This window comes from Acidovorax sp. Root219 (genome assembly GCF_001428665.1).
Lineage (GTDB): Bacteria > Pseudomonadota > Gammaproteobacteria > Burkholderiales > Burkholderiaceae_C > Acidovorax.
The window spans coordinates 1-26994 of sequence record NZ_LMIJ01000017.1 but is presented as its reverse complement, the minus strand read 5'-3'; the positions used below and the strand labels follow the sequence as shown (position 1 = coordinate 26994).

Below are 26994 nucleotides of genomic sequence, written 5' to 3'. Positions count from 1 at the left end.
TGCAATCGACCAAGCCAAGGAATTCCCGATGACCACAACCCATGCAAACCACGCAGCCCCTCGGCGCTGGCGCCGCGCCGTGCTGCTGGTGCTGGGCATCGCCCTCTTCCTGGGCTTTGTGGCGCTGGGCACCTGGCAGGTGCAGCGGCGGGTGTGGAAGCTCGACCTCATCGAGCGCGTGGACCAGCGCGTGCACGCCGCCCCCGTGGCCCTGCCCCCGGCCAGCGACTGGCCCGGCATCACGGCCGACACGCATGAATACCTGCCCGTGGCCGTCACCGGCCACTGGCTGCCCGGCAAGACCGTGCTCACCCAGGCCGTCACGGCCCTGGGCTCGGGCTTCTGGGTCATCAGCGCGCTGCAGCAGGGCGACGGCACCCAGGTGCTGGTGAACCGCGGCTTCATCCCGCAGGACCAGCGCGCGCAATGGGCAAACCAGACGGATGCCGCCCCCGCCACCGTGCAAGGCCTCATCCGCATCACCGAACCCAAGGGCGGCTTCTTGCGCACCAACGATCCCGCCGAGCAGCGCTGGTTCTCGCGCGACGTCGCGGCCATCGCCCAGGCACTGCAACTGCCCCGCCCCGCCCCCTTCTTCATCGACGCCGGCCTGCCCACGCGCGGCGTGACCAACCCGACTGCCGAGGCGGTGGAAGTGGCCGGCACCGCCGCCACCACAGCGGGCACCACCTGGCCGCGCGCGGGGCTCACCACCATCCGCTTTGCCAACAGCCATGCGGTGTATGCCCTCACCTGGTACGGCCTGGCGCTGATGGTGCTGGGCGCGGGCTGGTTCGTGGTGCGCTACGAGCGGCGCCGGGCCTCCCAGGCAGGGCACTAAACTCAAGCCATGCCCCTCCTACGCATCGCCAAGAGCGCCGAGTTCTTGCGCAACCCGCGCGCTGCCGATGCCGCCGCCGGCATCAAGAACCTGCAGCAGCTTATTCAGCTGCGCTGGATGGCCGTCATCGGCCAGGTCTTCACCATCGAGGTGGCGCACCACAGCCTGCGCCTGACCATCCCCCTGCACCAGATGCTGATGGTGGTGGGCTGCCTGGCCGTGTTCAACGTGGTCAGCCTGCTGCGCCTGCGCACCGGCGTGCAGGTGCGCAATGTGGAGCTGTTTCTGGCCCTGCTGGTGGACGTGGCCGTGCTCACCACCCAGCTGTATTTGAGCGGCGGCACCAGCAACCCCTTTGTCTTTTTGTACCTGCTGCAGATTGCGCTGGGCGCCATACTGCTGCGCGGGGCCTACATCTGGAGCATGGTGGTCATCACCACCGTGTGCTTTTGCGTGCTGGCCACCCACCACCTGCCGCTGGAGCTGCCGCAAGACCTGCACCAGGGCCTGTCGAGCCTGTACGTCATTGGCCTGTTGGTGTGCTTTCTGCTCAACGCGATTTTGGTGGTGGTGTTCATCACCCGCATCAGCCTGAACCTGCGCGAGCGCGACGCCCGCCTGGCCGCCGCGCGCCGCCGCCGGGTGGAAGAAGAGCACATCGTGCGCATGGGCCTGCTTGCATCGGGCGCGGCACACGAGCTGGGCACACCGTTGTCCACCCTGGCCGTGATTCTGGGCGACTGGCAGCACGACCAGGAGCTGATGGGCGACGAAGTGCTGCGCGAGGACATCGAAGAAATGCGCACCCAGGTACAGCGCTGCAAGAGCATTGTCAGCGGCATCTTGCTGTCGGCCGGCGAGGCGCGCGGTGAGGAATCGGCCCAGACCACCGTGCGCACCTTTGTCGACGCCCTGGCCGATGAATGGCGCACCACGCGGTCAATACCCGCGTTTTCGTACCGCAACGACTTTGGCGACGACACGCCCATGGTGTCGGACACCACGTTGAAGCAGATGGTTTTCAATGTGCTGGACAATGCACGCGACGCCTCGCCCCAGTGGGTGGAACTGCTCATCACCCGCGACGACAAGGCCGACGTGCCCGCCCTGTGCATCACCGTCAACGACGCAGGCCCCGGCTTTGCGCCCGGCATGCTGGACCACCTGGGCGAGCCCTACCAGTCCACCAAGCAGCGCCCCGGCAGCGGCCTGGGCCTGTACCTGGTGGTGAACGTGGCGCGCACCCTGGGCGGCAGCGTCACGGCCCGCAACCGCGCCCCCGAGGGCGGGGCCGAAGTGAGCATCCGCCTGCCCCTGGCAGCCGTGGCGATGCCGCGCGGCCACCGGCCGGTGTGATGATGGCCACGGATTGGCGTGCGCTGGATGGTTGGCTGGACAACCAACCAGACCAACAAGCAGCTTTTGTAGCCAGTCAAAGTTGAATTCGTACTAGTACAAAACCCGAGCCCGACCGCCATGGACGAAATCACCACCGCCAGCAGCAGCAGCAGCAGCAGCCCCGCAGCAGACCCATCCACCAAGGATGCCAAGGAAAAGCCCCAGTTGCTCATCGTCGAAGACGACGAGGCCTTTGCCCGCACCCTGGCCCGCTCGTTCGAACGCCGCGGCTACCGCGTGCTCCAGGCCGCCAGCCTGCCCGAGGTGGAAGCCTTGCTCACCCAGCACACCCCCGGCTACGCCGTGGTCGACTTGAAGCTCAAGGGCGACGCATCCGGCCTGGCCTGCGTGCAAAAGCTGCACGCCGCCAGCGAAGCCATGCTCATCGTCGTGCTCACCGGCTTCGCCAGCATCGCCACTGCGGTGGAGGCCGTGAAGCTGGGCGCCTGCCACTACCTGGCCAAGCCGTCGAACACCGACGACATCGAGGCTGCGTTTGGTTTGAAGGCCGGCGACACCGGGGTGGACGTGACCAACCGCTCCAGCTCGCTCAAGACGCTGGAGTGGGAGCGGATTCACGAGGTGCTGGCGGAGACGGGGTTCAATATTTCGGAGACGGCGCGGCGGTTGGGGATGCACCGCCGCACCCTGGCCCGCAAGCTCGAAAAGCAGCAGGTCAGCTAAAGCGGGTCAGCCCGCAGTGGGCCAGGTCGACAGCGCCTGGTCCACCACCCCATTCAGCACCTCGCGGCTGAACCCCGCCTTGGCCTGCACCCCCATGCCGTGCAGCACCGTGCACAAATAGGTGGCCAGCGCCGCGCAGTTGGCCGTGGGGGGCAGGTCTCCCTCCTGCTGTGCGCGCTCGAAGCGCTCGCGCAGCAATGCCTCACCGTTGGCCCGCGCATCGATCAGCGCGCGCCGCACGGGCTCGGCATCGTCCGACCCTGCCAACACCCCATTGATGCCCAGGCAACCCGTGTGGTCCGGGTATCGGGTATTGAGCTCCACAGCATTGCGCAGGATGTACTCCGCTACCCCTCGCGAGGTGGGCTGCGTGAGCCCCACGGGGATGAAATCCATGTAGTGCTCGTAATACCGCTCCAGCGCCCGCAGGAACAGCGCCTCCTTGTTGCCAAAGGCCGAGTACAGCGCGGGCCGCTCCACCCCCGTGGCCTGCACCAAGTCGGTGTACGAGGCGCCCTCGTACCCCTTGCGCCAGAACACGCACAGCGCGGCATCCAGCGCCACGTTCACGTCGAACTCTCGCTGGCGCCCCATCAGACCACCGCCTCGGCTTTTTTCATAACGGTCGATATTAAACCGCTTGACCCCTTCTGTCGAATTTCATAACATTCGTTATCATAACGATTGTTATGCTTCGATCTGAGCCATCGTGGCGAGGGCGATCAACTCACCCACACAGGAGTTTTTCATGCAGAAATCATTGGCAGGCAAGGTGGCACTCGTCACGGGCGGCTCGCGCGGGCTGGGCGCAGCCACCGCGCTGGCGCTGGCCGACAAGGGGGCCGACGTGGCCATCAGCTATGTGGCGTCTGCCGACAAGGCGCAGGCCATCGTCGAGCAACTCAAGGCCAAGGGCGTGCGCGCCCTGGCCGTGCAGAGCGACCAGGCAGACCCTACGGCCGCTAAGCCGCTGCTCGACGCGGTGCTGGCCCACTTCGGCCAGCTCGACATCCTGGTCAACAACGCCGCCATTGCCGTGCAAGGCAAGGCCGTGGGCGACCCTGGCCTGGATACCGAAGGCCTGGACCTGCAGTGGCGCATCAACGTGCTCGGCGCCGTGGCCACCACCCGCGCTGCCGCGCCCCGGCTGGCCGATGGCGGGCGCATCGTCTTCATCGGTTCGGGCCTGGGCAGCCGCGTCGCCTTTGCGGGCGTGGCCGACTATGCCGGCACCAAGGCGGCCATCGTCGGGTACGCCAAGGGCGTGGGCCGCGACCTGGGCCCGCGCAACATCACCGTGAACGTGGTGCAGCCCGGCATCATGCCCACCGACATGGCCGCTGGCGCAGCCGGCAACCTGCCCGACAGCATCATGGACCTGCACGCCATACGCCGCATCGCCACGGTGGAAGAAGTGGCCGCCGCCGTGTGCTTTCTGGCCGGGCCAGAGGCCGGTTACGTCACGGGCGGTGTGCTCGACGTGAGCGGCGGCTTCCAGATCTGACGCAGGGGCACGCACGCATGGCCACCGTCATCGGCATCATCGGCGCAGGCGAAGTCGGCAGCCACATTGCGCGCGCCGCCATTGCCAATGGTTATCACGTAGTGATCGCCAACTCACGCGGGCCCGAGACCTTGGCAGGGCTGGTGGCCGAACTCGGCCCCCAGGCCCGCGCCGCCACCGCGGCCGGCGCTGCGGCGGCCGGCGACTTCGTGGTCATCGCCGTGCCCCTCAAGCTGGTCAACAACATGCCCGTGCAAGAGCTGGCGGGCAAGATCGTGATCGACACCAACAACTACATGGCCTGGCGCGACGGCCTGTACGCGGTGGTCGAATCGGGCGAGGCCACAGAGCATGAGTTGCGCCAGCAGCAACTGCCGACCTCCAAAGTGGTCAAGGCCTTCACCCACATCCAGGCGCCGCGCATCCTCACTGCGGGGCAGCCTGCAGGCGTGCCCGGCCGGCTGGCGCTGGCGGCGTCGAGCGACTACCCCGAGGCGGTGGAACTTGTGGCACGGCTGTATGACCAGTTGGGGTTTGACACGGTGGACCATAGCCCGCTGAGTGAGTCGTGGCGCAGCGGGCCTGGACAGCCGGCTTGGACGGCGTATTGGAGGCAGACGCAGGAGGAATTGGCGGGGAATTTGGAGAGGGGACGCCGGGTCCGCATGGCCTTAGCCGACAGGCCCATCTAGCCAAATGGATCCAACAGCTGGGAGGGCGATACCGAGGTGAGTGCGGCCATTGCACTGGATTGCTCAAAGCCGGAGCGGGAGCAGGAGAAGATCCACGTGGTGCTGGCCGAACGTGGTTCGACATATCAGAGACGGCGCTGTTGCGGGGAATGCACAGGAGGACGCTCGCGCGGAAGTTGAAGCAGCAGCAGGTTAGTTGGAGGGACCAAACATGCTACCGTAGACCCATATTCACACACTTGGCCTACCCCCGCTCCTAGCAACTCGCCATGGCGCTTAGTTATAGTACTCCGAAAGGTCAGCACACCTAGCTTGCGCTCCGCATGTACCCGAACAGAAGGCACACAGTATTAAATAAGAGGCCACTGGCATCCCCCAATCATCCAAGCAAAGCTCAGCCAAATTCGTTTTCATAGCGTTTTTTCGCAAATTTTAGTAGATTTCAATGTTCTTTCCTGATCTAATTAGTTGTAATTTTAACTAAAATTGGGGATAGGTCGCATGGACAAGCTTCTTGGCTTTGGGGTTAAGAATCTAAGATCACTTGAAGATACAGGGTTGGTCAAGGTTAAGCCCTTGACCATTCTTGTCGGAAGAAATAGTGCTGGAAAAAGTACTTTCGCCAGAACCATACCACTTCTCCGACAAACCTCCATGGAAAATAAGAGAGAGCCCATACTATGGTGGGGCAATCTTGTCGATTTTGGCTCATTTGCAGAATCAGTCAATAAAAAGTGTTTGCGACAAGAAATAGAATTTGACTTCGAACTGGAGATGGATTCCAGCTCCGATGGGATGATTTTCGAAACATCAAACTATTTTATTGAATTACCTGACAATAGAACGAGCTTAGCCAAAGTCGGAATAAGCATTGCTCAAAGTGCTGCTGGCAAGCTATCTGAACATCGTAGTATTTCCATTAAAATGGGAAATGACAGCTATGGTATAAACTTTGAGGCAGGCAAAGTTGCATCGATTGAAATTAATAACTACAAATGGATTCCGAACTCATCTTTGAGGCAAACGATAAGTTTGGACTCTTTAATACCTACGCTTGAATTTCATCAACCGCGGCGAATAGCCGTGAAAGAAGGGGAAGTGCAAGCTTATGTGCGACATGATCCGCACATCAATAACGTTCTATCATTCGTTAGAAACGCTAGCTTTTTTCATGGGAATTCCAGCCGGGATGCAATCGTTGACGTTTTAGCGCAATTGGATCCAGGCACACCTGAAAACTTATTAGCAACGATGAAAAGCGTTATAAACGCACCGCAAACCTGGAAGCTAAGAGTGGCGATTCTAACAACGGGCAATTACGATTTTATCAGATTTAGAAATCTTTTGCTCGCCGTAAATCTCAATGGCATTCTACGCTCAATTAATAGAATAATCGTAGGATTCGTAACCCAGAGCACATACTTGGAGCCACTACGGGCAACGGCAGAAAGGTACTACAGAAAGCAATCACTATCAGTAGCCGAAGTGGATTCAAAAGGTGCAAATGTTCCATTTTTTTTCGACTCTCTTTCACAATTCGAAAAAAACAGATTCAATGAATGGATGCAAGAGCATCTTAATGCATCGATCTCAGCTGAGTCGGAAGGTGGACATCTCTCCTTAAAACTAAAAGACTCCTCGGGCATTGAAGCAAATCTGGCTGACGTTGGATTTGGATTTTCTCAAGTCCTTCCCATCGCCTTGCAATTATGGCATTCTGCGGATAATTCCAACTCATCAACAAAACGAAACACCGTCAGATCAACAGTGGTTATCGAGCAACCCGAGCTTCACTTACACCCAGAATATCAAGCAAAGCTGGCGGATCTATTTGTAAGCGCCATAGAGAAAGCGCCATTAAACCTGATAATTGAAACCCATAGCTCATCCATAATAAATAGACTCGGCATCCTTATATCTAAAAAGCGATTGGACCCGGAAAGCGTTCAAATTCTTCGATTCGAGCGCCAAGAGGGTGATTTTCACACCACCGTCAAAAAGTCCGAATTCAGCGAGAAGGGCCAACTCAAGGATTGGCCTTATGGTTTCTTCGATGCATAATGATAATAAAAATCACTTCGAGCATTACAAAAATCAAAGAAAAACTCAATGACGGTCAAATTGCCGGGATAGAGAGATTGTGCCTAGGGATCTATCGCGGGGAAAATATTCTGACACTAGAAAACACTGATGTAGTTGATTTTTTAGAAAGAGAAGTTTTTGAAAAGATCAGCATCATATCCAGAGGAGTTTTAATCAAAGCAAGATCGAAATTTGCCTTTCATGGGTATCTAGAGGAGCTAAAAGCAAAAACCATTTTCGTAGTTGCCAAAAAAGATGAGGCAGGGGCAAGATGCGAAGTAACATTCGCCGATTTGCTTTTACTGGACATGGAGCCGCGACTTCTAGCCGAACATGTCAATGATGCAAAAATCTATATAGAGGCTGCGCATCATTACATTATTAATCAAAAAATCTCAGGTCTATCTATTTGCGGAAAGACCTCTGGTGGCGGGGGTACATCTATAGCGCAAGAATTTAAAAATATTTCTCAAAATAGAAATTTATGCTTGGCTGTTGTGGATAGTGATGAGAATTGGCCATCAAGACCGGCAACACCGGTCGAGAAAAAATGCAAAGAAGTAGCAGACGCCAGCAGTGGGTTATGCGAAGCGTATAGATTGCCGGCGCGCGAACTGGAAAATATGATTCCTCTAAATATATTAAAGGATATTTTTTCAAATAAAAATGGCTACTATTCCGTTGAACAGATTGAAAAAATTCTAGGACAAGAACTAGAGGGATGGCGGTGCGCAGATATTAAACAAGGAATAAAAGTTTCAACACTCAGATCCATGAAAAAGACTAGCCCCGAGTACAAATTCTACGTAAAGTATTTCAAGAAAAGCGGAATTAAAATAGAGGATCACGAGTTAGAAAATTTAAAGAAAAACGATTTTCTTCTACAGTCTGTCGGAAACTGCGGGGACCCACTTCTAAAATGGTTTGAAAGTAGAAGCAAGCATGCGGCATTTCAGCTTTTTCACGGTCACTGGAAAGATTACTGGCTGCAACTCGGTGAAAAAGTCTTTTCTTGGTGCTGCGCAGAAGGTCTCATTCGTTCATAGAACACAGCATGTCAAACGAGGAGCTTAAGCAGACCTCGCAATGACACGATTGAATCGGAGCCCCAAGCGCCGAACAAATGGCCCAAGATGCAGAGAGTGTTAAACCGACAACTACCGCGCCGGCACCCCACCCCGCCACAACCCCCAATTCCGCACGATGTGGTCCACCACCCGCGTGCCCACCAGCGCCACGTTCTCCACCGTTTCCGCAAAGCCCCCGGCCGTTTCGCCCGGTGCCGGGTCCAGATGCTGCAGCGTGGTTTCTTTGGGGTTGCCCTGGTCAAAATTGACCGCGCCGCGCAGGCTCATCAGGCGGTCGGTGCCGTGGGTGCGCTTGACCACCAGGGCAATGGCGGCGGCCTCCATCTCGGTGATTACGTAGTCATCGGCCCCGTAGAGCTTGGCGATGTACTGGGCTTGCTTGGACATGCCGGGGCCGTGGAAAAACGTGTCGCCGGTCATGTGGGTGCCAGTGATGACGCTGGGGCCGCGGCGGGCGGCCTCGTCGGGGTAGCGCTGGCGATAGACGCGGGCGCCTTCTGAGTCCTTGAGCGGCACGTCGACACTCAGGTTCATGGCCCAGTCGACCAGCAGGGGGTTCAGCTGAAAGCGGCGGTATTCCTCATAGCCCTTGCGCGGCATGAAGGTGGGCTCGCCGGGCTTGTTTTCCTCAGGCGCCCAGCGGTGGCCCAGGTCGTAGTCCACCAGCCAGGTGCCCCAGCTCACGTCGCCAATTGTGCCCCGCTGCGGCGGCGTGCCGGCCACGCCGGAGATCACGTAGTACGCCTGCGCAAAATCAAACTTCGGGTTCAGCAGAATGGCCTGCATGGACGACGACGAGTTGACCTTGCCCATGCCCAGCACGGCGCCGCACACGCCATCGGCGTTGCAGTACACGGGGCCCAGCGCGCCGGGCACGGTGATGGGGGTGGCCTCTTTCCAATACCGCTCGTACCAGTGCTGGAACTCACCCGCGCGGTCGCCGGTGTTTTTGCCGATCTCGAACATGGCGGCGACGAAGACCTTGACGCGGATGGGTGCGGTGCTGGTGGCCGAGGGCGATGTCGCGCAGCCGGAAATGGACAGCGCAGCAAGGGCCAGCAACAGCCAGCGCGCAGGGTGGAAAGACGGGTTGAAGAGCATTGAAAACACCTTGGCGAGAGAAAGGAAAGCGGCTGTGTGCCATGCTGGCCAACACAAGCCAACGGCACCGCAAGAACTGCGCCATTTTGCGCCCCGAACTCGCCCGCCAACAATCAACCGATACCAGCGCACGGCAGGCTCATTTCACCAGCGGCCGCCAATCCAATCCAATCGAGTCTTGTCAACGCGCGTCAGTGGCTGCCCCAGCTCCGATGAGGTGCCGCACCGAAATTGGCGTCTGGCCTGGGTTGAAAGGCCGCGTTCGGGTCGATCAATGCACGCACTTCACCGTCGTTGAATCCGAAGGATAAAAGAACGTCGCCCGTGTGCTCGCCCACGAGAGGCGCTCTTGCGCGCCGGGTTGGACTCTGGTCATTGAAGTGAATTGAGGTTCTCGATCTCTCGGACGCCGGCAAAAGAGGCCCTTGCTGGAGGTCATCGTGATTTCATGATCTGATCCATGAAGGCGCGTCAAACAACTGCCTGCATCAATCCAGCTTGACCATCCAAAATCGTGTGTCCACCTACCGCCCCATTGCCTTTGAGCGCTCTGGCCGGATGAAATCGTCCACTCGCAGAGGGCTGCTTCTGCCTGATGGCTTCATCCAAGCGTCCTCGGCGGCATGGTGCAGGTGGGTGCCGTTGTCCAGAGCAAGCGGCAGTACGTTGGCAAGAGCGACGGCGGGCTCTTTAGGGCAACCGACCCGTGCGCGCTGGAATGAATGCTTTCGTTAGAAGATCCGCTGAATGATGAATCTAACGCGGTCTACCGTTTGTGGCGTTGGCAGGATCAGTTGCAATGAAATGACGTCTCCTACGACAAAGTCCTTCAGCATTTCGCCATCCAGTTGCGTGGTGGGATCGCCGCCGAGATTGCCGTTGCTGGCGAAGGTATATGGCACGCCATTGCGCGCTACATGGGTCTCCGTTCCAACGGGAATGCTCATTCTCATTCGAAATGAGTAGGCGATTCTGTAATGGCCGTCTGCCGTGATGGTGGTGTTCGTACCGTCACTGGTCATGCCGATCGAAGTGGGCGGAAAGACGATGGTGTTGGTCCCCGCGCTGACAACGAAGGGAGTTGACAATTGCAGGCTGGTGTAGGTTGCAGCGAATGCGCCTGTCGGCCCGGTGGGACCTGTCGGCCCTGTCGCCCCCGTGGGACCGGCAGGGCCTGTGGCACCCGTCGGCCCTGCAAGGCCCGCTGCTCCTGCGGGTCCAGCCGGCCCTGCAGGGCCCACGCCTCCCCCGCCTGACGAGCCAGATGCCCCGGCAGGGCCGGGAGGGCCTGCCGGGCCACGCGGGCCTGCAATGCTGCGTCCCACCGAGGTGTCTGCGATGTCTGTGACCGTGAATACGGAGGCGCTCCCGGCCTTGGGCATCAGGGTCAGGTCGTAATAGAGCAGCATGCCGTCTGCCCCGACGATGGCCAGGGCCGGCAATACCAGCCTGGAATTGGCAAAGCTGGCAGGCAGCCCGGGGGCGTCATTGACGGTCAGCGCCCGAAAATCCGCAATGGTCAATTCCGACCCGACCTGCAGTTTCTCGCCCGGTTTGCCACGGAAGGTGACATTGAACGCCCCGGCCCCCGGGATGTTGACGGTCGAGGCCGACAAAAGGCCGTCTGTGGTGGAGTAAATGGAATTTGCAGACGCCAGAGAAGCTGCAGCAGCCCCCATTGCAAATGCCAGGAGCGCAGCCCGGCCGATTTTTTGTAGCTTCATAAATTCCCCTGGATGTGCCGCGGCCAGATCGTCCACGGCGTGCGGGCGATGTTACGAAGGGTTGCCAAGAATGTCTGTCCTCTAACTAGATGACAAATGCCGAAAATGCACTGATCGTTTGGCCAGTGAAGCGCCCGACGCCTGGTGGCTCCCGATGCAAAGCATTCGTGATGGACGTTGGCGTTGGCGCCCTGCTGGATCAGCCATTGCCGTTGCGATGCCCCTCGACACTTACCCTGGAGGGCATGGTGCAGCGGGGTGCGCGCCAGGTCGTCAAGGTGCCGAGGCCGAGGCCGTGGCCACCGGCGGCCTGCGGTCGGCGGTCAGCGGGCGGTTCACCTCTTGCGTGCCGGCAACAGCGCCAGCGCGGTGGGCTCCCTGGTCTGCACGCTCCTTCAGGGCAAGCCCTAATGCACATGAATTAATTCAAGTGCATTATTCACTCCATGACGCCTGCCCTTGCCACGCCAGCAGACCCTTTGGCTATATCCCCCGCTGACCCCCAGGCCACCCGTACCCGCCTGATCGAAGAGGCCATGCAGCTCATGGCGCGCGAGGGGATGAACGCCGTGTCGCTGCGGCGCATCGTGATCGCGGCGGGGGCGCAGAACCCTTCTGCACTGCACTACCACTTTGGTGGGCGCGATGAGTTGATCGAAGCGATCACCAACTTCCTGCAGCAATGGCTGGAGCCGCGGGCCTGTGCTCGGCTGCAGGCGCTGGCCGACCAGCCGGGCTACACCGTGCGCGACGTGGTGGAGGCGGCCTTTGGCCCCGTGATCGCCATGTTGAGCGAGCCCGCGCTGGGGCGCGATGCGGTCAACTTCATCGGGCGGCTGGGGTGGGACTATGGCGAAAAGGGGCAGGAAATATCGGCCGCCCTGCACCGCCGCACGCTGGAGCTGACCTTGGCGCGGCTGCAAACACTGATGCCCGCCGTGGGGCGCGAGACGATCCAGTTTCGGCTGCTGCTGACCATGAACGCCGTGTACTACGGCATCTCGTACCGCAGCTACATGCGGCGCTCGCCGTTCGGGGCCATGGAACTGTCCATGCCCGGCAACGAAGCGCGCGAACAAGAAGAGTTTTTGACTTATCTGGTGGCTGGGTTGAGCGGCTAATAAAGCCTCCCTGGCGTCGTTGTTCTGTCTTGCCGTACTGAACGTACTGTCTGCGACAGAAGCGCCTAGCCAGAGAGGCTTTCTTAACCGCTTAACTCCCTGCTGATGTTGACACGCGTGTGCGTTGCTTGGGCAACGCACCTGCAGCGTTAGCTTGCGCCCATTTTTTACCCACCGCCTCACACAACCATCAAGGAGACAGGCATGCAGAAGAACAAAAGAGATATCGGCAACCACCACGTCGGCGCGCCCCTGCGCCGCACGCTGCTGGGCCTGACCCTGGCCGCTGCGCTTACCGCCTGTGGCGGTGGTGGGCAGGCGCTGGTGGACGGTGGGGGCACCACCGGCGAGTTCACCATCAGCACGCACGAGCTGGCCAGCCGCGCCAAGGCGGCGCGCACGCCAGGCACGGCGGGGGTCACCGTGGCGGCGGGCAGCAAGCTGGCCACACAGTTCGGCGCGGCGGGGCCGGATTTGAACCGGGTGCGCTACACGCGCTATGGGCTGGCGGCCAACGCGGGCAAGCCGGTGGATGCGGTGCTGGTGGCGATGCCGGGCACGCTGGCGGCGTCGCACAGCTACCTCATCCTGGCCGAGAACCTGGTGCGCCGCATGTGGGCCGACCACCAGGCGGTGGTGGAGGTGTGGGGGGTGGACCGCCGGTCCGTGGCGCTGCAGGACATGGAGGGCCTGCAAATCGCAGAGCGCGAGCGCGATGCGGCGCTGGGCCTGAACTTTCTGTACGGCGGCGAGCTGGGGCTGCCGCTGCCGGCCAAGCTGGCACGGCGCGCGGTGTTCCACGAAAGCCGCGAGATCCCGTTTTTGGCGGAGTGGACGCCGCAGGTGCATTCACACGACCTGGATGCGGTGGTGACCGCAGCGCACACGGTGGCGCGCGATGGCAATGTGTTTTTGGGCGGGCATTCGGCCGGCACGGGCTTTGTGGCGCGCTATGCGGCCACGGACTTCAACCTCACGGGCACGGGGCCGGCGCAGCCGGGCTACGCCAGGCTCAAGGGGCTGGTGCTGTTCGAGGGCCCCGGCGGTGCGCTGGCAACGAACGCGCCCACGACGGCGCAGCTCGACGCGGTGGTGCGCGCGGCCGATGGCGGGCTGTATGCGGCGGTGGCCTCGGGAGCCGAGCCTGGGTTTGTGTCGCGCCCGGGCCTTACGCCGCGAGTGAGCGCATCGACCGAGATCGCGGGCATGCAGATGGCCTTCGAGGGCACGATCAACGGCACCCAGGCGCTGCTGCAGGCGGACCAGGGGGGTGTGGCGGGCAACAACGTCTACAACCGCGTGGCGGACTTCACCAAGCGCGACTTTGCCGTGACGGCGGGCGCGGCCATCGGCACCTTCATGGACGACGACAACCTGCAGCGCACGGTGTTCTATTCGGTGTCGATGGGCGCCCTGGGCCCGGCGCGGGCCGACGGCCTGCGCACCTGGCTGGACAATACCGACCCGCTGCCCGCAGCGGCCTACCGCGACTTTGGCCCGCAGCCGGCCACGCTGGTGGCCAACCCGCCCGCCTGGGGCAAGGAGGTGGAGCCCACCAACCTCAAGCGCCTGTCGCGCGCGCTGTACCTGGGCAACACCACCTACAGCGACTGGTACTACCCGAGTTCGGGCCTGTTGCTCGCCAATGCCGAGGGCAGCGGCGGCGCCAACCTGGGGCTGGACACCAGCGCCCTCTCACTGCCCGCCAGCCAGGGCGGGCGCGGCCGGGCCGACATCGTGAACCAGACGCAGGCGCGCAAGATCGACATCCCCGTCATCGCCTTTGGCGGCACCAACGGCCTCACGCCGGTGGCCGGCATCTGGCGTGGCTTTGCCGAGGCGATAGCGCCCTGCGCCGCAGCCAGCTGCAAGGCCGGCATTGCGCGCACGCCCGCAGGCCAGCCCACGCTGGTGGCCAACCGCCAGTACGGCGGGGTGGAAGGTGGCTTCGAGGTACACATGAGCGAGGGCTACTCGCACGTGGACATCGTGACGGCCGATGACGATGCGACGAACAACGTGATCCGGCCGCTGGCGGCGTTCATGAAGCGCAACGCGAGCGCCGGGGGTGCCAAGTGATGCGCAGCAACATGCAACAGCACCACCACCAACACACTACCCGCTGGCGCGGACTGTGGGGCGCGATGGCCCTGGGCACGCTGATGGCCGTGGCCGTTTCGGCCTGCGGCGGGTCGGACGACGGGCCTGCCGCAGCGCTGGTCTACGACTGCAAGGGCGCTGTGCGGCACGAATCGCCCGCGCCCGGCTCGGACGCATGGAAGCAGCGCGACGCGGACAACATGGCCTGTGCCCGCGAGCGCACCGACGACTTTGCGCAGCAACCCGCCGCCCTGTTCACCGCAGGCAAGCTGCCCGCGCTGGACGCCTACCGGACGCCGGCCCTGCATGCCAACACACGCTTTCGGTTTGCCGAGGCCACTGCGCCCGGCCGGCTGGGCAAGGCCGTTGCCACCGAGGTGTACCGGCCCTGCGCAGCGGGCACCTGCAGCGGCATGCCGGCCACGCTCAGGTCCTTTGAGGGGCCCTACCCTGCCGTGGTGATCGTGCACGGCGGCGGCAGCAGCAAGCGGCTGCACCGCTCGGCCAGCCAGTCGCTGGCCGAGGCGGGGTACATGACCATCGCGCTGGATACGACGGCCGCCATCGGCACCCACGGCATCGACACGCAGGACGTGGTGGACTGGCTGTTCTCCAACCCCAGCGCGCCGCTGGCGGACGGCAGCTACTTCCCCTACTGGAGCCAGCTGGACCCCCGCACGGTGGGCATTGCCGGGCATTCGCAGGGCGCCAGCACGGCCAGCCTGATCGGGCAGACGGACAAGCGCCTTTCCGCCATCGTGGCCTGGGACAACCTGACCACCATCCGCAGCGGCTGGGTGGACAAGATCGGCATCGACCCGCCAGCGGGCGTGGCGATACGCACGCCGGCGCTGGGCTTTGGGGCAGACTACAACTTCACCATTGCGCCGTACACCGAGCCACCCGAGCCCGCCAAGGTCAACACCCAGGCCGGCCGCGGGCGCGGTGCCGAACCGCACCCCAAGGACCTGGGCTACCAGGAGGTGCGCACAGCCGGGGTGGACAGCATGCTGCTGGTGCTGCGCGCGGCCACGCACCTGGACTTCTCGCTGTTTGGCGGGCCGGCCAGCCGGTATGGCGAAAGCGCCATCAACTACTACACGCTGGCCTGGTTTGACCGGTACCTGAAGGGCGCGCGCGACCCCGCCGTGGCAGCGGACGCGTTTCGCCGGCTGACGGCGCAGGCGTTCGACGACTCTGCCGACCGGCACAACATCAGCCAGGGGCTGTACGACCCGGCCGCCGCCACCGCGGCAGGCTCGGTCTACAAGGGCAACCTGTCCTACCTGGTGAAGGGCACACCCACGCGCGAACGCCTGTCGTTCTACTTCAAATCGCGCTGCGCCATCACGCCGCCGGGCAGCACGCTGCGGGTGGAATCGGAGGACATGCGGTCAGCCGGCTGCCGGTAGACATCGACCGTGCACCGCGGCTATTGGCCTGGGCTGGCGCCTTGGCGCACCGCCTCCCTGCCCGCCAGCAGGTCCACAAACGCGCGCACCTTGGCTGGGCGAAACCGCGCTGCGGGGAACACCGCATGGATGCCGCCCGAGGGCAGCTCCCACTGCGGCAGCACCTGGATGAGGCGGCCGGTGGCAAGGTGGTCTGCAATCGCATAGTCAGGCAGCACGGAGAGCCCGGCGCCCTGGCACACGGCTTCGCGCACGGCCAGGGTGGCGTCGAGAAAGATGGATGCCTGCATGGTCACCGCCTGGCGTTCGGCCCCGTCGCGCGCGAAATCCCACCGGAGGTTGTCGCGCAAGGCGGTGTTGGCCACGAAGGGCAGCCCCGCCAGCTCGCCCGGCTGTGTGAGCGTTGCCACCTGCCGCGCCATGGCAGGCGGCGCCACCAGCAGTTGCCTGAACGCGCCGATCTTGCGGGCCTGCAGGCCCGTCTCGGCCAGCCAGCCGACGCGTATGGCCAGCTCGATGTTGCCGGTCATGAGGTTCAGCGTCTGGTCGCTCATGATGGCGTCGACCTTACAGGCAGGATAGCGCTGCATGAAGGCGACGATGGCCGGCACGACGACGCCCACGCCGTAGTCGAACGGCGCGGTGAGCCGCAGCGTGCCCGATGGCTCTGCCGATGATTCGGCCAGTTCGTCGAAGGCGTCTTCGGCCTCGTGCAGGATGGATGCACAGCGCAGGTAGAAGGCCTGCCCGGCCTCGGTGGGCTGCACCTTGCGCGTGGTGCGCACCAGCAGCGAGGTGCGAAACTCGCTCTCCAGCCGGGCCACCTGCTGGCTGACCACGGCCTTGGTGATGCCCAGCCGCTCGGCTGCAGCAGTGAAAGAACCCGTCTCGACCACCGCAACGAAGTAGGCCAGCCGCCGTAGGTTGCCCAGCCCGCCCAGGCTGTTGTCGGCCTGATTGTATGTTTTTAGCATACATTGTGTTTAGCATGTATGTATTTCAGAGTCAATCATTAGTACCTACCATGGCCCCAGCGCGTCTGCACCGGGCCGGCAACTGCCCGCAAAAGGAGCCGCGCCAAGCTGCAATCAGTGATCCACAATGCAACCGCCGCAGGCGTCGCGATGGTTGATTTTCAGGAGTGAAACGCCATGGCTGATACGACCCGATTGACGTGGAAACATTTCCCCGCTGGCGAGCACGGATTCTTCCGCGCGCCGGTGCTCATCTCTGGCGCGAGCGATGCCGTGCTGATCGACGGCGGCTTCACGCTGCCCGATGGCAAGGCGCTGGCCGAGGCCATCAAGGCCAGCGGCAAGAAGCTCACGACCATCTACATCAGCCAGAGCGACCCGGACTATTACTTCAGCCTGGGGCCCATCAAGGCGGCCTTCCCGGATGCCAGGGTGATCGCTGCGTCGGCCACCATTGCCGCCATTGAAGCCAATGTGCAAAAGAAGCTGGCCACCTGGGGCCCGCAGCTCAAGGACAACGGCCCGCAGGCGCTGGCAGACATCGTGATGCCCGAGGCCTTCGACGGCCCAAGCCTCAGCCTGGACGGCCACGCCATCGACATCGCCAATGCCGACGGCCTGGCCAATCGCCGCTATATCTGGGTGCCATCGCTCAACGCCGTCTTCGGCGGGGTGCTGGTGTTCTCTGGCGTGCATGTGTGGACGGCAGACACGCAGGGCGCCGATGCGCGCGCCGCGTGGATCAGCAACCTTGACGCCATGGCCGCGCGCCAGCCTGCGGTGGTGGTGCCAGGGCACATGGCGGTCACTGCCGCTGCCGATGCATCGGCACTTGCCTACACCCGCGACTACCTGCTGGCGTTTGAGCAGGAGCTGGCCAAGGCGGCCGACAGTGCCGCCCTGATCGCCGCCATGACGCAGCGGTACCCGGACGCGGGCATGGGCGTGGCGCTGCAGATCGGTGCCAAGGTGGCCACCGGCGAAATGAAGTGGGGCTGAAGCCATGACGACCCAACCTATCGACATCGTGCGCGCGCACTACGCCGCGTCGGCCCAGGGCAATGTGCAGGAGATGATGGCCCACGTGTCGCCCCAGGTGCGCTGGACCGAGATGGCCGGGTTTCCGTGCGCGGGCACCTGGGTGGGGCCGCAGGCGGTAGCCGAAAACGTGTTTGCCGTGCTGGGCCGCGACTGGATCGGCTACCGGTTCGAGCTGCAAACCCTGATCGATGCGGGCGACCAGGTGATCGGGGTGGGCACCTACCACGGCACCTTCCGCGCCACGGGCAAGGCCATGCAGGCCCGCGTGGCCCATGTGTGGAAGGTGCAGGACGGCCAGATCGTGGCCTTCGAGCAATTCACCGACACGCTGCTGGTGCGCCAGGCAATGGGCAACGCGCCGTAAGAAACTTTGCCGGGCTGGCCAAGTCCACCACCTGCATGCGGCTGCCATGGCAGGCGCATGCAGATATCACCATCGCAACCATTCACATCACCATGCACCATTCAAAACTGCTTGCCATCGCCGCGCTGGCCATCACCCTCGGGGCGCCCGCATTCGCCCAGACGCCTGTCACCCCGACCACGGACCAGGCGGCGCAGCTCGCCAGCAGCGACCCCAAGATCGCCGCCAACAAGCGCCTGGTGTACGACTTCTGGCGTGAGGTCTTTGAGTCGGGCCAGGTAAGTTCGGTGGAAAAATACGTGGCCGAGTCGTACATCCAGCACAATCCCAATGTGCCCAACGGCAGGGCCGCGCTGGTCGGTTTCATTTCAAGCCGGCATGCCACCCCCAAGCCGGTGGAAGACCGGATCAAGGCGCCCCTGGTTTCGATCACGGCCGAGCGTGATCTGGTGACGCTGAGCTTCGTGCGCGAGTACCCCGATCCGAAGGACGCTTCCAAGAAGTACACCACCACCTGGTTCGACATGTTCCGCATTGAGAACGGGAAGATCGTGGAGCACTGGGATTCGGCCCTGCGTCAGTGATACGAATTGGCCTTCAATCGTCTAGCGTCGTTGGTTCGCCTTGCCGTGCCACAGCACTGTCTGCGGCTCCCGCCTAGCCATACGATCAAATGCCAATCCGTATGAGGCTACGGTAGCGCGCGCAATGCGCTGGGGATGGCGATTCGCTGGGGGAAGCAAGGGTTGCTGCCGCCAACGGCCCTGACCGGGTCAGTGACAATGGCACCCCTTTCTCCCGGACATGCCTGTGCACAATTCGCCCATTCCGCCAAAGCCGCCTGCGCGCAGTTGGGCCCACGCCCGGATCACGGCCACCGCCGAGCAGCGGCGTGTGCTGGACTCCACGGCGCCGGCCATCATCATCAGCGCGCTGGCGGGCACGGGCAAGACGACCACGCTGTGCATGAAGGCCTGCAACCTGCTGGCCAGCCTGCAGGGCCAGCGCGAGGCGGCGCCACCGCGCATTCTGGTGCTGGCGTATTCGCGCGCCGGGGTGACTGCCATACGCGACCGCATGCTGCAGCTGCACGGCGCCGTGCCGCGCAGCATGGAGGTGCTGACCATGGAGCAGCTGTGCGAGCAGGTGCTCAAGGAACAGGGCGACCCGGTGGAGAAGCTCGACGACCCGGTGCGGCGGCGCTTTCTCATATTGCAGGCGCAAGAGGCCCTGCGGCTGGAACTGGAGCGCAACAGTGACAGTGGTGGCGGCAGCGATGGCATCGACGATGCCCTGCTGGGGCAGAACGTGGACATCGATGCCTTTCTGGCCTTCGAGGCGCTGGCCAAGAAGCGGCTGCTGGCGCGCGAGGTGGAAGACTCGGGCCTGGACCTGCGCGCTTTTTGTGAAGACCGCGACCTGGATTACGGCCTGTGCCGCCTGTACGGGCAGTACGAGCGCATGCGCGTGGGCATGAACCACGAGCCGCGCTTTTATGCCGAGGGCGACTGCACCTTCGAGCTGTGCCGCCAGTTGGGTGCGCTGGATTGGGACCAGCCGTTTGAATGGCTGCAAGAGCGCTACAGCGCCGTGCTGTTCGACGAGCTGCACGACCTGGACGAGGGCGCGCTGATGGTGCTGCGCAAGCTGGTGCAGGGCAACAATGGCTTCTTCGTGGGCGCGGGGGATTTCAACCAGCACATCCACGAGGGCTCGTTCTCGGTGTTTGGCGGCGGCATGGAGCGCGTGCGCGAATGCCTGCCGGCCGACACGCAGGTGCTGACCATCAACACCACGCGCCGCTTTGGCGCCGATATCTGCGCAGCGCTGAACCCGCTGTTCGGCGCGGAGTTTGCGCACGTGGCGGGCAGCTCGGACGCGTTTGCCCACCTCACCTACGACAGCGACGAGCACTGCGCCGCGCAGCTGGTGGAGCTGCATGGGCAGATCGTCAATGGCTGGGGCGCGCTGCAAGAAAGCAAGGGGGACAAAGGCGCACAGCACAACAGCTCGCTGAACGTGGTGCTGCGCAACCCGCAGGACAGCATCCTGCTCGAATGGGTGTTTGGCCACGAAGGCGTTCACTACGGCTGCCAGGGCATGAGCCCCTTCTACCTGCGCCGCGAGGTGGCACTGGCGCTGGCGCTGATGTGGGCACTGCAGGGCGATGACGGCCATGAGCGCTACCTGACCCCGGGCATCGTGGGCGCCGCCGTGGAGGGCCTGCTGCACTATGGCCGGCGCACGGCGCGCAGCGGCGCGGCCGACGTGGACCTGCTGGCCCAGGGCCAGTTCGACAACGCAGGCTGGACCGACCTGCCCGGCGCCGATGAGGGCAGCAAGCTCGCCGCCACGCTGCACAGCGGCGCCGCGCGCATGCGCCGCTACATCGCGCACGGCACGCTGAACCCGAATGCGCCCGAACTCAACGATGCCTGCGCCGAAATCATGGCCCTGCCCGCTGCGGCGCGGGCCGCCGTGCTGGCCGATGCCGGCACGTTCTGCCAACACCCGCTGGTGCGGCGCATCTTTGCCGATGCGCCCATCAACGGCACGGAGCGCAGCGCCTGCCTGGCCAGCCTGCAAAGCCTGGCCCGCCTGGCGCACGGCCTGCCGGTGGCGGAGCTGCTGGGCCGGCTCACGCTGCTGGTGACGACGAGCATCGGCATGCACCAAAGCCAGGAGCCCATCAGCCTGCGCCTCTTGAGCGTGGACGCCTGCAAGGGCCGCGAGTTCACCTTTGTGGCAGTGCCCTTCGTGGAGCGCGGGCGCTTTCCCGGCCCCGCATCGCACCAGGAAGCCTACCGAGAGCGCAACATGCTCTACGTGGCCACCACGCGCGCGCGGGCCGCGCTGTGGGTGCTGGAGAGTGCGGCCAAGCCGGTGTGGCCGGGGCCGGTTTAGGCCCGCCCTTTACGCCGCCTTGTCGCGGCCCATGCGCAGTGCGCCTTCGCCATCGTGCGAGGCGAAGCCATGCCATGCCAGCGCGTCCGCCACCATGTAAGTGCCAAGCGCCAGCAAACCCACCATCAGGCAGCGCCTGAACCACACGGCCGACAGACGCTGGCGGATGCGGGTGCCCAGGGCCATGCCCAGTAGCGCGGGCAGCAGCATCCAGGCCGAGAGCACGAGGGCGGATGCCGGGTAGCTGGCGTTGAGCGCCAGGCCGCCCGCCAGCGCGATGGTGGACACGGTGAAGCAGATGCCCATGGCCTGCACCAGCGCGTCCCTTTGGAGGCTGAGGGCCTGCAGGTAAGGCACGGCCGGCACCACGAAGACGCCGGTGGCGGCGGTGACCCAGCCGGTGGCAAAGCCCACCAGGGGCGACAGCCAGCGCTCAGCCCGGGGCGGCACCGCCAGGCGCGCCCCCACCAGGCCCCAGCAGCCATAGGCGATGAGCGCCACGCCCAGCAGCGCGCGCGACCACGCACCGGCCGGAGCCCCCAGCACCCAGGCCCCGAGCCAGGTGCCTGCGCAGATGCCCAGCTGCATGCCGCCCAGGCGCCGCAGCAGCGGCCCCAGCGTGGCCCATGGGCGCAGTTGCCACAGGTTGGTGATGAGCGAGGGCATGACGAGCAGTGCCGCTGCCTCGGCCGGTGCCATCAGCATCGCCAGCAGGGCCATCGACACGGTGGGCAGCCCCAGGCCGACGATGCCCTTGACGCCGCCGGCCACCAGAAAGACGGTGACGGCGCCCGCCAGCCAGGCCCAGGAGCCCCCACCGAACAGGCCGGCCATCATGGTTGCGGCCCCGCCCGCAGGCTCTGGCATGTAGGACAATTTTGAAATTGTGCTGGATTCATCGCGGACATTCCTCGGCGGCCCGCACGGTGCAGCAGGCCATGGCCGCCATTCTTGGCAAGGCGGGCGCGCCTGAAAATGCGGAATGCGGCGCACCCAGCCTCAGGCTGGGCCGAAGGCCGTTGTGGTACGTTGTGGCCCATGCGCTTTGACCTGACCGATCTGCGGCTGTTTTTGAACGTGCACGAGGCCGGCACCATCACCGGCGGTGCCGAGCGCAGCCACATGGCGCTGGCATCGGCCAGCGAGCGCGTACGCGGCATGGAAGACGCGTTGGGTGTGCCGCTGCTGCTGCGCGCACAGCGCGGCGTGCAGCCCACGCCGGCCGGCCACACCTTACTGCACCACGCGCGGCTGGTGCTGCAGCAGATGGAGCAGCTGCGCGGCGACCTGGGCGAGTACGGCGCGGGCCTGGCGGGCCATGTGCGCGTGCTGTGCAACAGCTCGGCGCTCAGCGAATACCTGCCGCAGGCGATAGCGGGCTTTCTGGCGCGGCACCCGCGCATCTCGGTGGATGTGGACGAGCGCTCCAGCCAGGAGGTGGCCGATGCGGTGCGTGCCGGCCTGTGCGACATGGGCCTGGTGTCCGACGCGGTGGACCTGGAAGGCCTGGCCACGCAGGTGCTGCGGCCCGACCCGCTGGTGCTGGTGGTGCCGCAGGGGCACGAACTGGCCGCGCGCCGCAGCGTGGCGCTGGCCGAGGTGGCGCACCTGGACTTCATCGGCCTGGCCGAAGGCAGCGCGCTGCAGGCCCTGGTGGTGCGCCACGCCCAGCGCCAGGGCCAGCGGCTGCGCTACCGGGTGCGGCTGCGCCAGTTCGAGGCGGTGTGCCAACTGGTCGGCCTGGGGGTGGGCGTGGGCATACTGCCCCGCGCGGCGGCGATGCGCCACGCCCGCGCGCAGCGCGTGAAGGCCGTGCGCCTGACCGATGCCTGGGCCGACCGGCAATTGGTGCTGTGCCTGCGCAAGCTGGAAGATTTGCCACAGCATGCGCAGCAGTTGGTGCACCATTTGCTGCCCGTTGCCCAACTCTGAGAAGATGGGTGCCATGCTGCTGCAAAGCCCCCGTCTTGAGACCGCCCCACCCTCTTTCACACCCGCACGATGAGCTACGACCTTCGTGTTTGGGAACCCCCGGCCGGCCAGGCCATTCCGACGTCGTTCGAAGAGGCCCTTCGCAACTGGTTCGAGCTGGAGCTGCTGGAGCCCGGGCCCAACCCCAAGTTCGCGGCCTTGGCCGCGCAAATGGTGGCCTACAAGGACTGCGGCGAGGCGCCCTGGGACGGCGATCCGGTCAACGATGCGAAAAACTGCCGCAAGGCCGTGTGGACGTTTTCACTGCCCGCCGAGAACCGCATGAAGCTGCTGGGCGCCGTGGTGAAGCGGGCCAACGCGCTGGGCCTGACGGTATTGGACGACCAGGTGGGCCTGGCGCTGGTGGCGCCCCACCGCGTGCTGCCGCCGGAGCGCACCGACTTCTGGAAACAGGCGATGCAGGTGCTGGAAGAAGCGCCCCTGGACTCGGCCCCACACGCACCCACACCGGCATCTGCGCCCACGCCCGCCGCAGCGCCCGCGCGTGCGCCCCTGTCCATGGCGCTTGCATCGGCGCGCGACGAGATGCGCTCGGTGCTCTCGTCGATGCTGCCACAGCACGGCTTCATATCACCCCGGCAGGCGATCGAGGTGCCGTACTACCACGCCCAGGCGGAGGCGACGTATTTCCGGCCCACCCCGGCGGGTGGACAGGGCGTCACGCTGCTGACGTCGAACACCAACCACCTGCCTTGCCTCACCATCGACGTGAATGTGTTCAGTGAAGAAATCGCCAACATCCTGCGGGCCGTCTTTCCCGAGCATGACGAGATGTATTTCCGGCGCCAGCTGAATTTCTATATCGGGATTTTTCAGGACACTTATGCCTATTTCCCCATCAAGGGTTCGGCAGACCTGCAGCGCATGGTGAAAGAGGTGCAGGACCCGGTGGGGCCCATTCTGGAGATGACCCGCACGCCGCAGGGCATGCACGCCATCATGTCGGGCACCACCGTTTTCCCGCTTCCTGGCAATCCTCTGGGCCACAAGACGCTGGCAGAGCACGCGCAGAAGAACTTCGGCTACGCCGCGCTGGTCAGCGCCTGGCTGTATGGCGGCGACCAGTTCCAGGAGGTGGCCCAACAGAAGCGAGCGAATGAAGAGCGCACGGCGCCCCCCGCTATGAAGAAAGAAATGGTGCAGCGGGTCGACCGGCTGCTGGCGTACCTGCGTGCGCAGGTGCAGCGCAAGGCATAGGAGCCACGCTCAGCGCGTTCGCTCCAAGAGCCACTGCTCCGCTTCAGCCTGTTTCTTGAAGCGCGCCCAGTCCAGCGCGGTCTTGCCATGGGGGTCCTTGCGCGCCAGGTCGATGCCCCGGGCCTCGAACCACTGCAGCGCCTCCACCCGGCCCCGGCCGGCGGCCAGCATGGTCGGGGTTTCGCCCCGGCTGGCCATTGCGGGTTCATCGAGCGGTTGGCCTTGCGCAGCCAGCCATTCCAGGCAGGCGATGCAGCCGCTTTGCGCGGCCATGTGCACGGGGCCCCAATCCCAGCGGTTGCGGGCCGACAGGCCGGCCCCGGCCTGCACCAGGCGCTGAGCCGCAGCCAGGTTGCCGCCATAGAAGGCGCGCAGCAGCGCGGTGTCGCCCAACTCGCTGTCCTTTTGCGTCTGGCGCAGGTCGGGCTTTGCGCCGGCGGCGAGCAGTGCCTCGATGTGCTCCAGCTGTCCCCGGTGCGCGGCCAGCATGAGCACGCTGGAGCCGTTGGGCGCCAGCAGGTCGGGGTTGGCGCCGGCCGCCAGCGCGGCGCGCAGGGCGGCGGCGTCGCCGGCGTTCTGGGCGTCGAGCAGACGGCCGTCTACGGCGGAGTACGACACGGCGGGCGCAGCCGCCTCAGCCGCTGGCGTGCGGCGCGCCATGCCAGCCACCTTGGGCCCCACAACCCACCAGACCACCAGGGCCAGCACCAGCAGCGCGCCCCAGGCCGGGCGGGAATACTGAGCCCGAACGGGCCGCTGCATGCCGGCCGCAAAGCGGCCACGCCGGCGCGCCCAGGCCTGCGCGAGCGAATGGCCCAGGGCCGTGGCCGCCGCCTCGCCACCCAGGCCGGGGGTCAGGCGTACCAGCGTGTCCCCTGCCCCACGCGCATACACGGCGTGGTAGCGGTGCTCGCTGGCACCGCTGCCCGTGGCGTACAGCAGCTTGTGCGCCAGGGTGCGGCTGGCATCGCCGGGCACGGTGTCGGCACGCGACCAGAGCCAGGAGTGGCGGCGCGCGGTGATGCCGCCGTCCTGCACGGTCAGGCTCCAACGGCGGGTGGCGGCGTGCAGCGCAAAGGCGGCCAGCCCGATCCAGGCGCCCGCCGCGAAGAACCCGTGGGGCAGCACCAGGCCCTGCGCGCTCAGGCGGCTGTTGATCGCCGCCTCCAGTGCCAGGCCGGCCAGCACCAGGCCGGCGGCCCAGCGCCAGCCGCTCTGGCTGAATTCGTAGGTCCATGCCTCTGGGGTCTCCTGCAGCGTGACCGCTAGGGGCAAAGGCAGGGGGCCTTCGTTCGCGACCTCGGCTTCGCTCAGGGGCGCAATGGGCACCACTTGCTTCCAGGCGGCGCGCCGGTCGAAGCGGTCGGGCAGTTCCTCGCCGCCACCCTCGAAGCCGCGCGGCGCGGCCTGCACGGGCAGGTCGTAGGTCAGCTCCACCGAGCCGTCCGGGCCGTGCAGCAGCTCCAGCCGCCAGTCCACGCGCTCGCCGGAGCGTTGGCTGCCGTGCGGTGGCGCATCGGCCGGCAGATCGAAGCGCGCGGCCAGCCGCAGCCCTCCATCGGCCGTGCGCTGCATGCGCGCCGCTTCGGTGAATGACTCCACACAGCGCTCGGGCGAGCCCGAGCCCGATTCGTCCACCCGGTACTGGGCCAGGCGCAGCTGCGGGCGGTGCTCGTGCTGGTGGGCGGCGGCGCGCTCGGTCAGCAGCAGCGTCAGCTCCACCGGGTGGCCGGCGCGCGGTTGGGCCGGCAGCGCCGTGAGCGCCGCGCCCGCATAGCGCCAGGCCTTGCGCGTCTGGTGCAATGCCAAGCCGATCAGCACCAACCCCACCATAACGAAGATCGAAATGAAGGCCTTGGCGAACCAGGGCGCGCTGCCGCTGGTCCACAGCATGGCGGCCATGGGGAAGGCGATGCCGCACCAGAAGACGGTGAAGAACCAGGTGGCGCCCGCCGACTTGCTAGCCGCGCCCTTTTGCAGCGGCTCGGGCGCAGCGCCCAGCTCGGCCTCCGGCTTCCTGCCGCCCCCGCCCAGCAGTATGTGCAGGAAGAACCAGCCCGCCACCAGCCCCACGCCCGTGAAGACCAGGGCAAAGGGTACGCGGAACATCTGCAGCGCCCAGCGGATGGAAGGGTCGATGAGGGCCTGCGAGGGCGCCTGCGGGTTGACCATGATGGTGATGGGCTGCCCACGGGACTGGGCGCTTTGCAGCAGACCGTGCCAGTGCTGGTGCCAGTCGCCGATGTTGTCGGCACCGGCCTCGGGGTCCAGCCCCACCCGGGTGCCCTCGTACTGCCGGCCCGCGAATTCGTAGCGGTAGCGGGCGTGCACCCGGTAGGTGGTGCCATCGCTGGACGTGTGGCGCTTGAGCTCGGTGCCCAGCACCTGGGCCGCCACCGGATGCCAGCTGCGCACCTCCAGCGCCGCCCGGAGCGTCTGCGCCAGGGGCTGGAGCCCCGCGAAGTAGCCGCCCAGACCAAAGGCCGCTGCGAATAGCCCGCTAAACAGCAGCATTCCCAGGCGCTTGGCCAGGGTGTCTATGTTTTCGGGGTTGTTCTCTCTTGCCATGGATGTCCCTCCATTTCTTTTTGTTGTTGTTATGCGATGAGGATGCGTCCCCATCATGACATTTGCATGACAAAAACAAGGCAATGGCATGTCTGCAACATGACCCTCCTGTTGCCGCACACCTCGTACCCGCAGCCTCGACTATTTCCAAAACTGGAACAGTCAGTTCGCGACTGGGTGGTTTTTCTTTGATCACCTGCGGCGTAC

At 64.4% G+C, this 26994-nt stretch carries 22 protein-coding genes and 1 pseudogene; 17 read left to right on the top strand and 6 right to left on the bottom strand.

The features are described from left to right. Window positions 1-28: 28 nt before the first annotated feature. The 3 genes from ASE28_RS19080 (at window position 29) to ASE28_RS19070 (ending at window position 2923) form a co-directional block, all read left to right on the top strand. Window positions 29-841, top strand: coding sequence for an SURF1 family protein (locus ASE28_RS19080; RefSeq protein ID WP_057268043.1), 813 nt, complete (start codon window positions 29-31; stop codon window positions 839-841). A 9-nt stretch (window positions 842-850) separates the two neighbouring features. Next, window positions 851-2197, top strand: a complete 1347-nt coding sequence (locus ASE28_RS19075) for an ATP-binding protein (protein ID WP_057268042.1) — start codon at window positions 851-853, stop codon at window positions 2195-2197. 120 nt (window positions 2198-2317) lie between these two features. Next, a complete protein-coding gene (locus ASE28_RS19070; protein WP_235516170.1) occupies window positions 2318-2923 on the top strand; it encodes a response regulator transcription factor in 606 nt (201 codons plus the stop codon). A gap of 6 nt (window positions 2924-2929) precedes the next feature. On the opposite strand, the gene ASE28_RS19065 is transcribed toward ASE28_RS19070, so the two are convergent. Further along, window positions 2930-3517, bottom strand: coding sequence for a TetR/AcrR family transcriptional regulator (locus ASE28_RS19065; RefSeq protein WP_057268041.1), 588 nt, complete (start codon window positions 3515-3517; stop codon window positions 2930-2932). Window positions 3518-3671: 154 nt separating this feature from the next. On the opposite strand from ASE28_RS19065, the gene ASE28_RS19060 reads away from it, so the two are divergent. The 5 genes and pseudogenes from ASE28_RS19060 to ASE28_RS32170 all read left to right on the top strand — a co-directional run bounded on the left by ASE28_RS19060 (window position 3672) and on the right by ASE28_RS32170 (window position 8247). Next, complete coding sequence (locus tag ASE28_RS19060) at window positions 3672-4427, top strand: SDR family NAD(P)-dependent oxidoreductase (RefSeq protein WP_057268040.1); 756 nt, start codon at window positions 3672-3674, stop codon at window positions 4425-4427. A gap of 17 nt (window positions 4428-4444) precedes the next feature. Then, window positions 4445-5119 (top strand): NADPH-dependent F420 reductase, encoded by a 675-nt coding sequence (locus ASE28_RS19055; protein ID WP_057268039.1) that lies wholly within the window; start codon window positions 4445-4447, stop codon window positions 5117-5119. A 78-nt stretch (window positions 5120-5197) separates the two neighbouring features. Beyond that, window positions 5198-5313, top strand: a pseudogene (locus tag ASE28_RS33140) (helix-turn-helix domain-containing protein); the annotation flags it as partial. A 307-nt stretch (window positions 5314-5620) separates the two neighbouring features. After that, on the top strand, window positions 5621-7180 hold the full coding sequence (locus tag ASE28_RS31550) for a DUF3696 domain-containing protein (protein WP_082608151.1): 1560 nt from the start codon (window positions 5621-5623) through the stop codon (window positions 7178-7180). Then, window positions 7180-8247 (top strand): hypothetical protein, encoded by a 1068-nt coding sequence (locus ASE28_RS32170; RefSeq protein ID WP_157422044.1) that lies wholly within the window; start codon window positions 7180-7182, stop codon window positions 8245-8247. The genes ASE28_RS31550 and ASE28_RS32170 overlap by 1 nt, the downstream gene beginning before the upstream one ends. Window positions 8248-8358: 111 nt before the next feature. Here ASE28_RS32170 and ASE28_RS19050 read toward each other — a convergent pair whose 3' ends face one another. Next, window positions 8359-9390 carry a purine nucleoside permease gene (locus ASE28_RS19050; RefSeq protein ID WP_057268038.1) on the bottom strand — a complete coding sequence of 344 codons (1032 nt, stop codon included), beginning with the start codon at window positions 9388-9390 and terminating at the stop codon, window positions 8359-8361. A gap of 731 nt (window positions 9391-10121) precedes the next feature. Further along, window positions 10122-11150 carry a hypothetical protein gene (locus ASE28_RS32730; RefSeq protein WP_200963971.1) on the bottom strand — a complete coding sequence of 343 codons (1029 nt, stop codon included), beginning with the start codon at window positions 11148-11150 and terminating at the stop codon, window positions 10122-10124. Between the two features lie 443 nt (window positions 11151-11593). Here ASE28_RS32730 and ASE28_RS19035 point away from each other — a divergent pair, with 443 nt between their 5' ends. The 3 genes from ASE28_RS19035 to ASE28_RS19025 all read left to right on the top strand — a co-directional run bounded on the left by ASE28_RS19035 (window position 11594) and on the right by ASE28_RS19025 (window position 15747). Continuing rightward, complete coding sequence (locus tag ASE28_RS19035) at window positions 11594-12235, top strand: TetR family transcriptional regulator (RefSeq protein WP_162262263.1); 642 nt, start codon at window positions 11594-11596, stop codon at window positions 12233-12235. Window positions 12236-12439: 204 nt separating this feature from the next. Beyond that, complete coding sequence (locus ASE28_RS19030) at window positions 12440-14314, top strand: hypothetical protein (protein ID WP_057268034.1); 1875 nt, start codon at window positions 12440-12442, stop codon at window positions 14312-14314. Between the two features lie 11 nt (window positions 14315-14325). Continuing rightward, entirely contained in the window at window positions 14326-15747 is a 1422-nt protein-coding gene (locus ASE28_RS19025) for a S9 family peptidase (RefSeq protein WP_157422043.1), read from the top strand. A gap of 20 nt (window positions 15748-15767) precedes the next feature. Here the strand turns inward: ASE28_RS19025 and ASE28_RS19020 are convergent, their stop codons facing one another. After that, entirely contained in the window at window positions 15768-16721 is a 954-nt protein-coding gene (locus tag ASE28_RS19020; RefSeq protein WP_057268032.1) for a LysR family transcriptional regulator, read from the bottom strand. Window positions 16722-16898: 177 nt separating this feature from the next. Between ASE28_RS19020 and ASE28_RS19015 the strand changes: the two genes are divergently transcribed. From ASE28_RS19015 to ASE28_RS19000, 4 genes are all read left to right on the top strand, one after another. Next, window positions 16899-17720, top strand: coding sequence for an MBL fold metallo-hydrolase (locus ASE28_RS19015; protein WP_057268031.1), 822 nt, complete (start codon window positions 16899-16901; stop codon window positions 17718-17720). Between the two features lie 4 nt (window positions 17721-17724). Continuing rightward, entirely contained in the window at window positions 17725-18126 is a 402-nt protein-coding gene (locus ASE28_RS19010) for a nuclear transport factor 2 family protein (protein WP_057268030.1), read from the top strand. Window positions 18127-18218: 92 nt separating this feature from the next. Beyond that, the gene (locus ASE28_RS19005; RefSeq protein WP_057268084.1) at window positions 18219-18710 is read left to right on the top strand and encodes a nuclear transport factor 2 family protein; all 492 of its coding nucleotides are present in this window, start codon (window positions 18219-18221) and stop codon (window positions 18708-18710) included. A gap of 220 nt (window positions 18711-18930) precedes the next feature. Then, window positions 18931-21030 (top strand): UvrD-helicase domain-containing protein, encoded by a 2100-nt coding sequence (locus ASE28_RS19000; protein WP_082608150.1) that lies wholly within the window; start codon window positions 18931-18933, stop codon window positions 21028-21030. A gap of 9 nt (window positions 21031-21039) precedes the next feature. Here ASE28_RS19000 and ASE28_RS18995 read toward each other — a convergent pair whose 3' ends face one another. Further along, a complete protein-coding gene (locus tag ASE28_RS18995; protein WP_057268029.1) occupies window positions 21040-21867 on the bottom strand; it encodes a sulfite exporter TauE/SafE family protein in 828 nt (275 codons plus the stop codon). A gap of 201 nt (window positions 21868-22068) precedes the next feature. Here ASE28_RS18995 and ASE28_RS18990 point away from each other — a divergent pair, with 201 nt between their 5' ends. After that, window positions 22069-22962: a LysR substrate-binding domain-containing protein gene (locus tag ASE28_RS18990; RefSeq protein ID WP_057268028.1), complete on the top strand. Its 894-nt coding sequence runs from the start codon at window positions 22069-22071 to the stop codon at window positions 22960-22962. Window positions 22963-23031: 69 nt separating this feature from the next. Beyond that, window positions 23032-24219 carry a hypothetical protein gene (locus tag ASE28_RS18985; RefSeq protein WP_057268027.1) on the top strand — a complete coding sequence of 396 codons (1188 nt, stop codon included), beginning with the start codon at window positions 23032-23034 and terminating at the stop codon, window positions 24217-24219. 9 nt (window positions 24220-24228) lie between these two features. Here ASE28_RS18985 and ASE28_RS18980 read toward each other — a convergent pair whose 3' ends face one another. Further along, window positions 24229-26787, bottom strand: coding sequence for an ankyrin repeat domain-containing protein (locus ASE28_RS18980; protein WP_057268026.1), 2559 nt, complete (start codon window positions 26785-26787; stop codon window positions 24229-24231). Window positions 26788-26994: the final 207 nt, after the last annotated feature.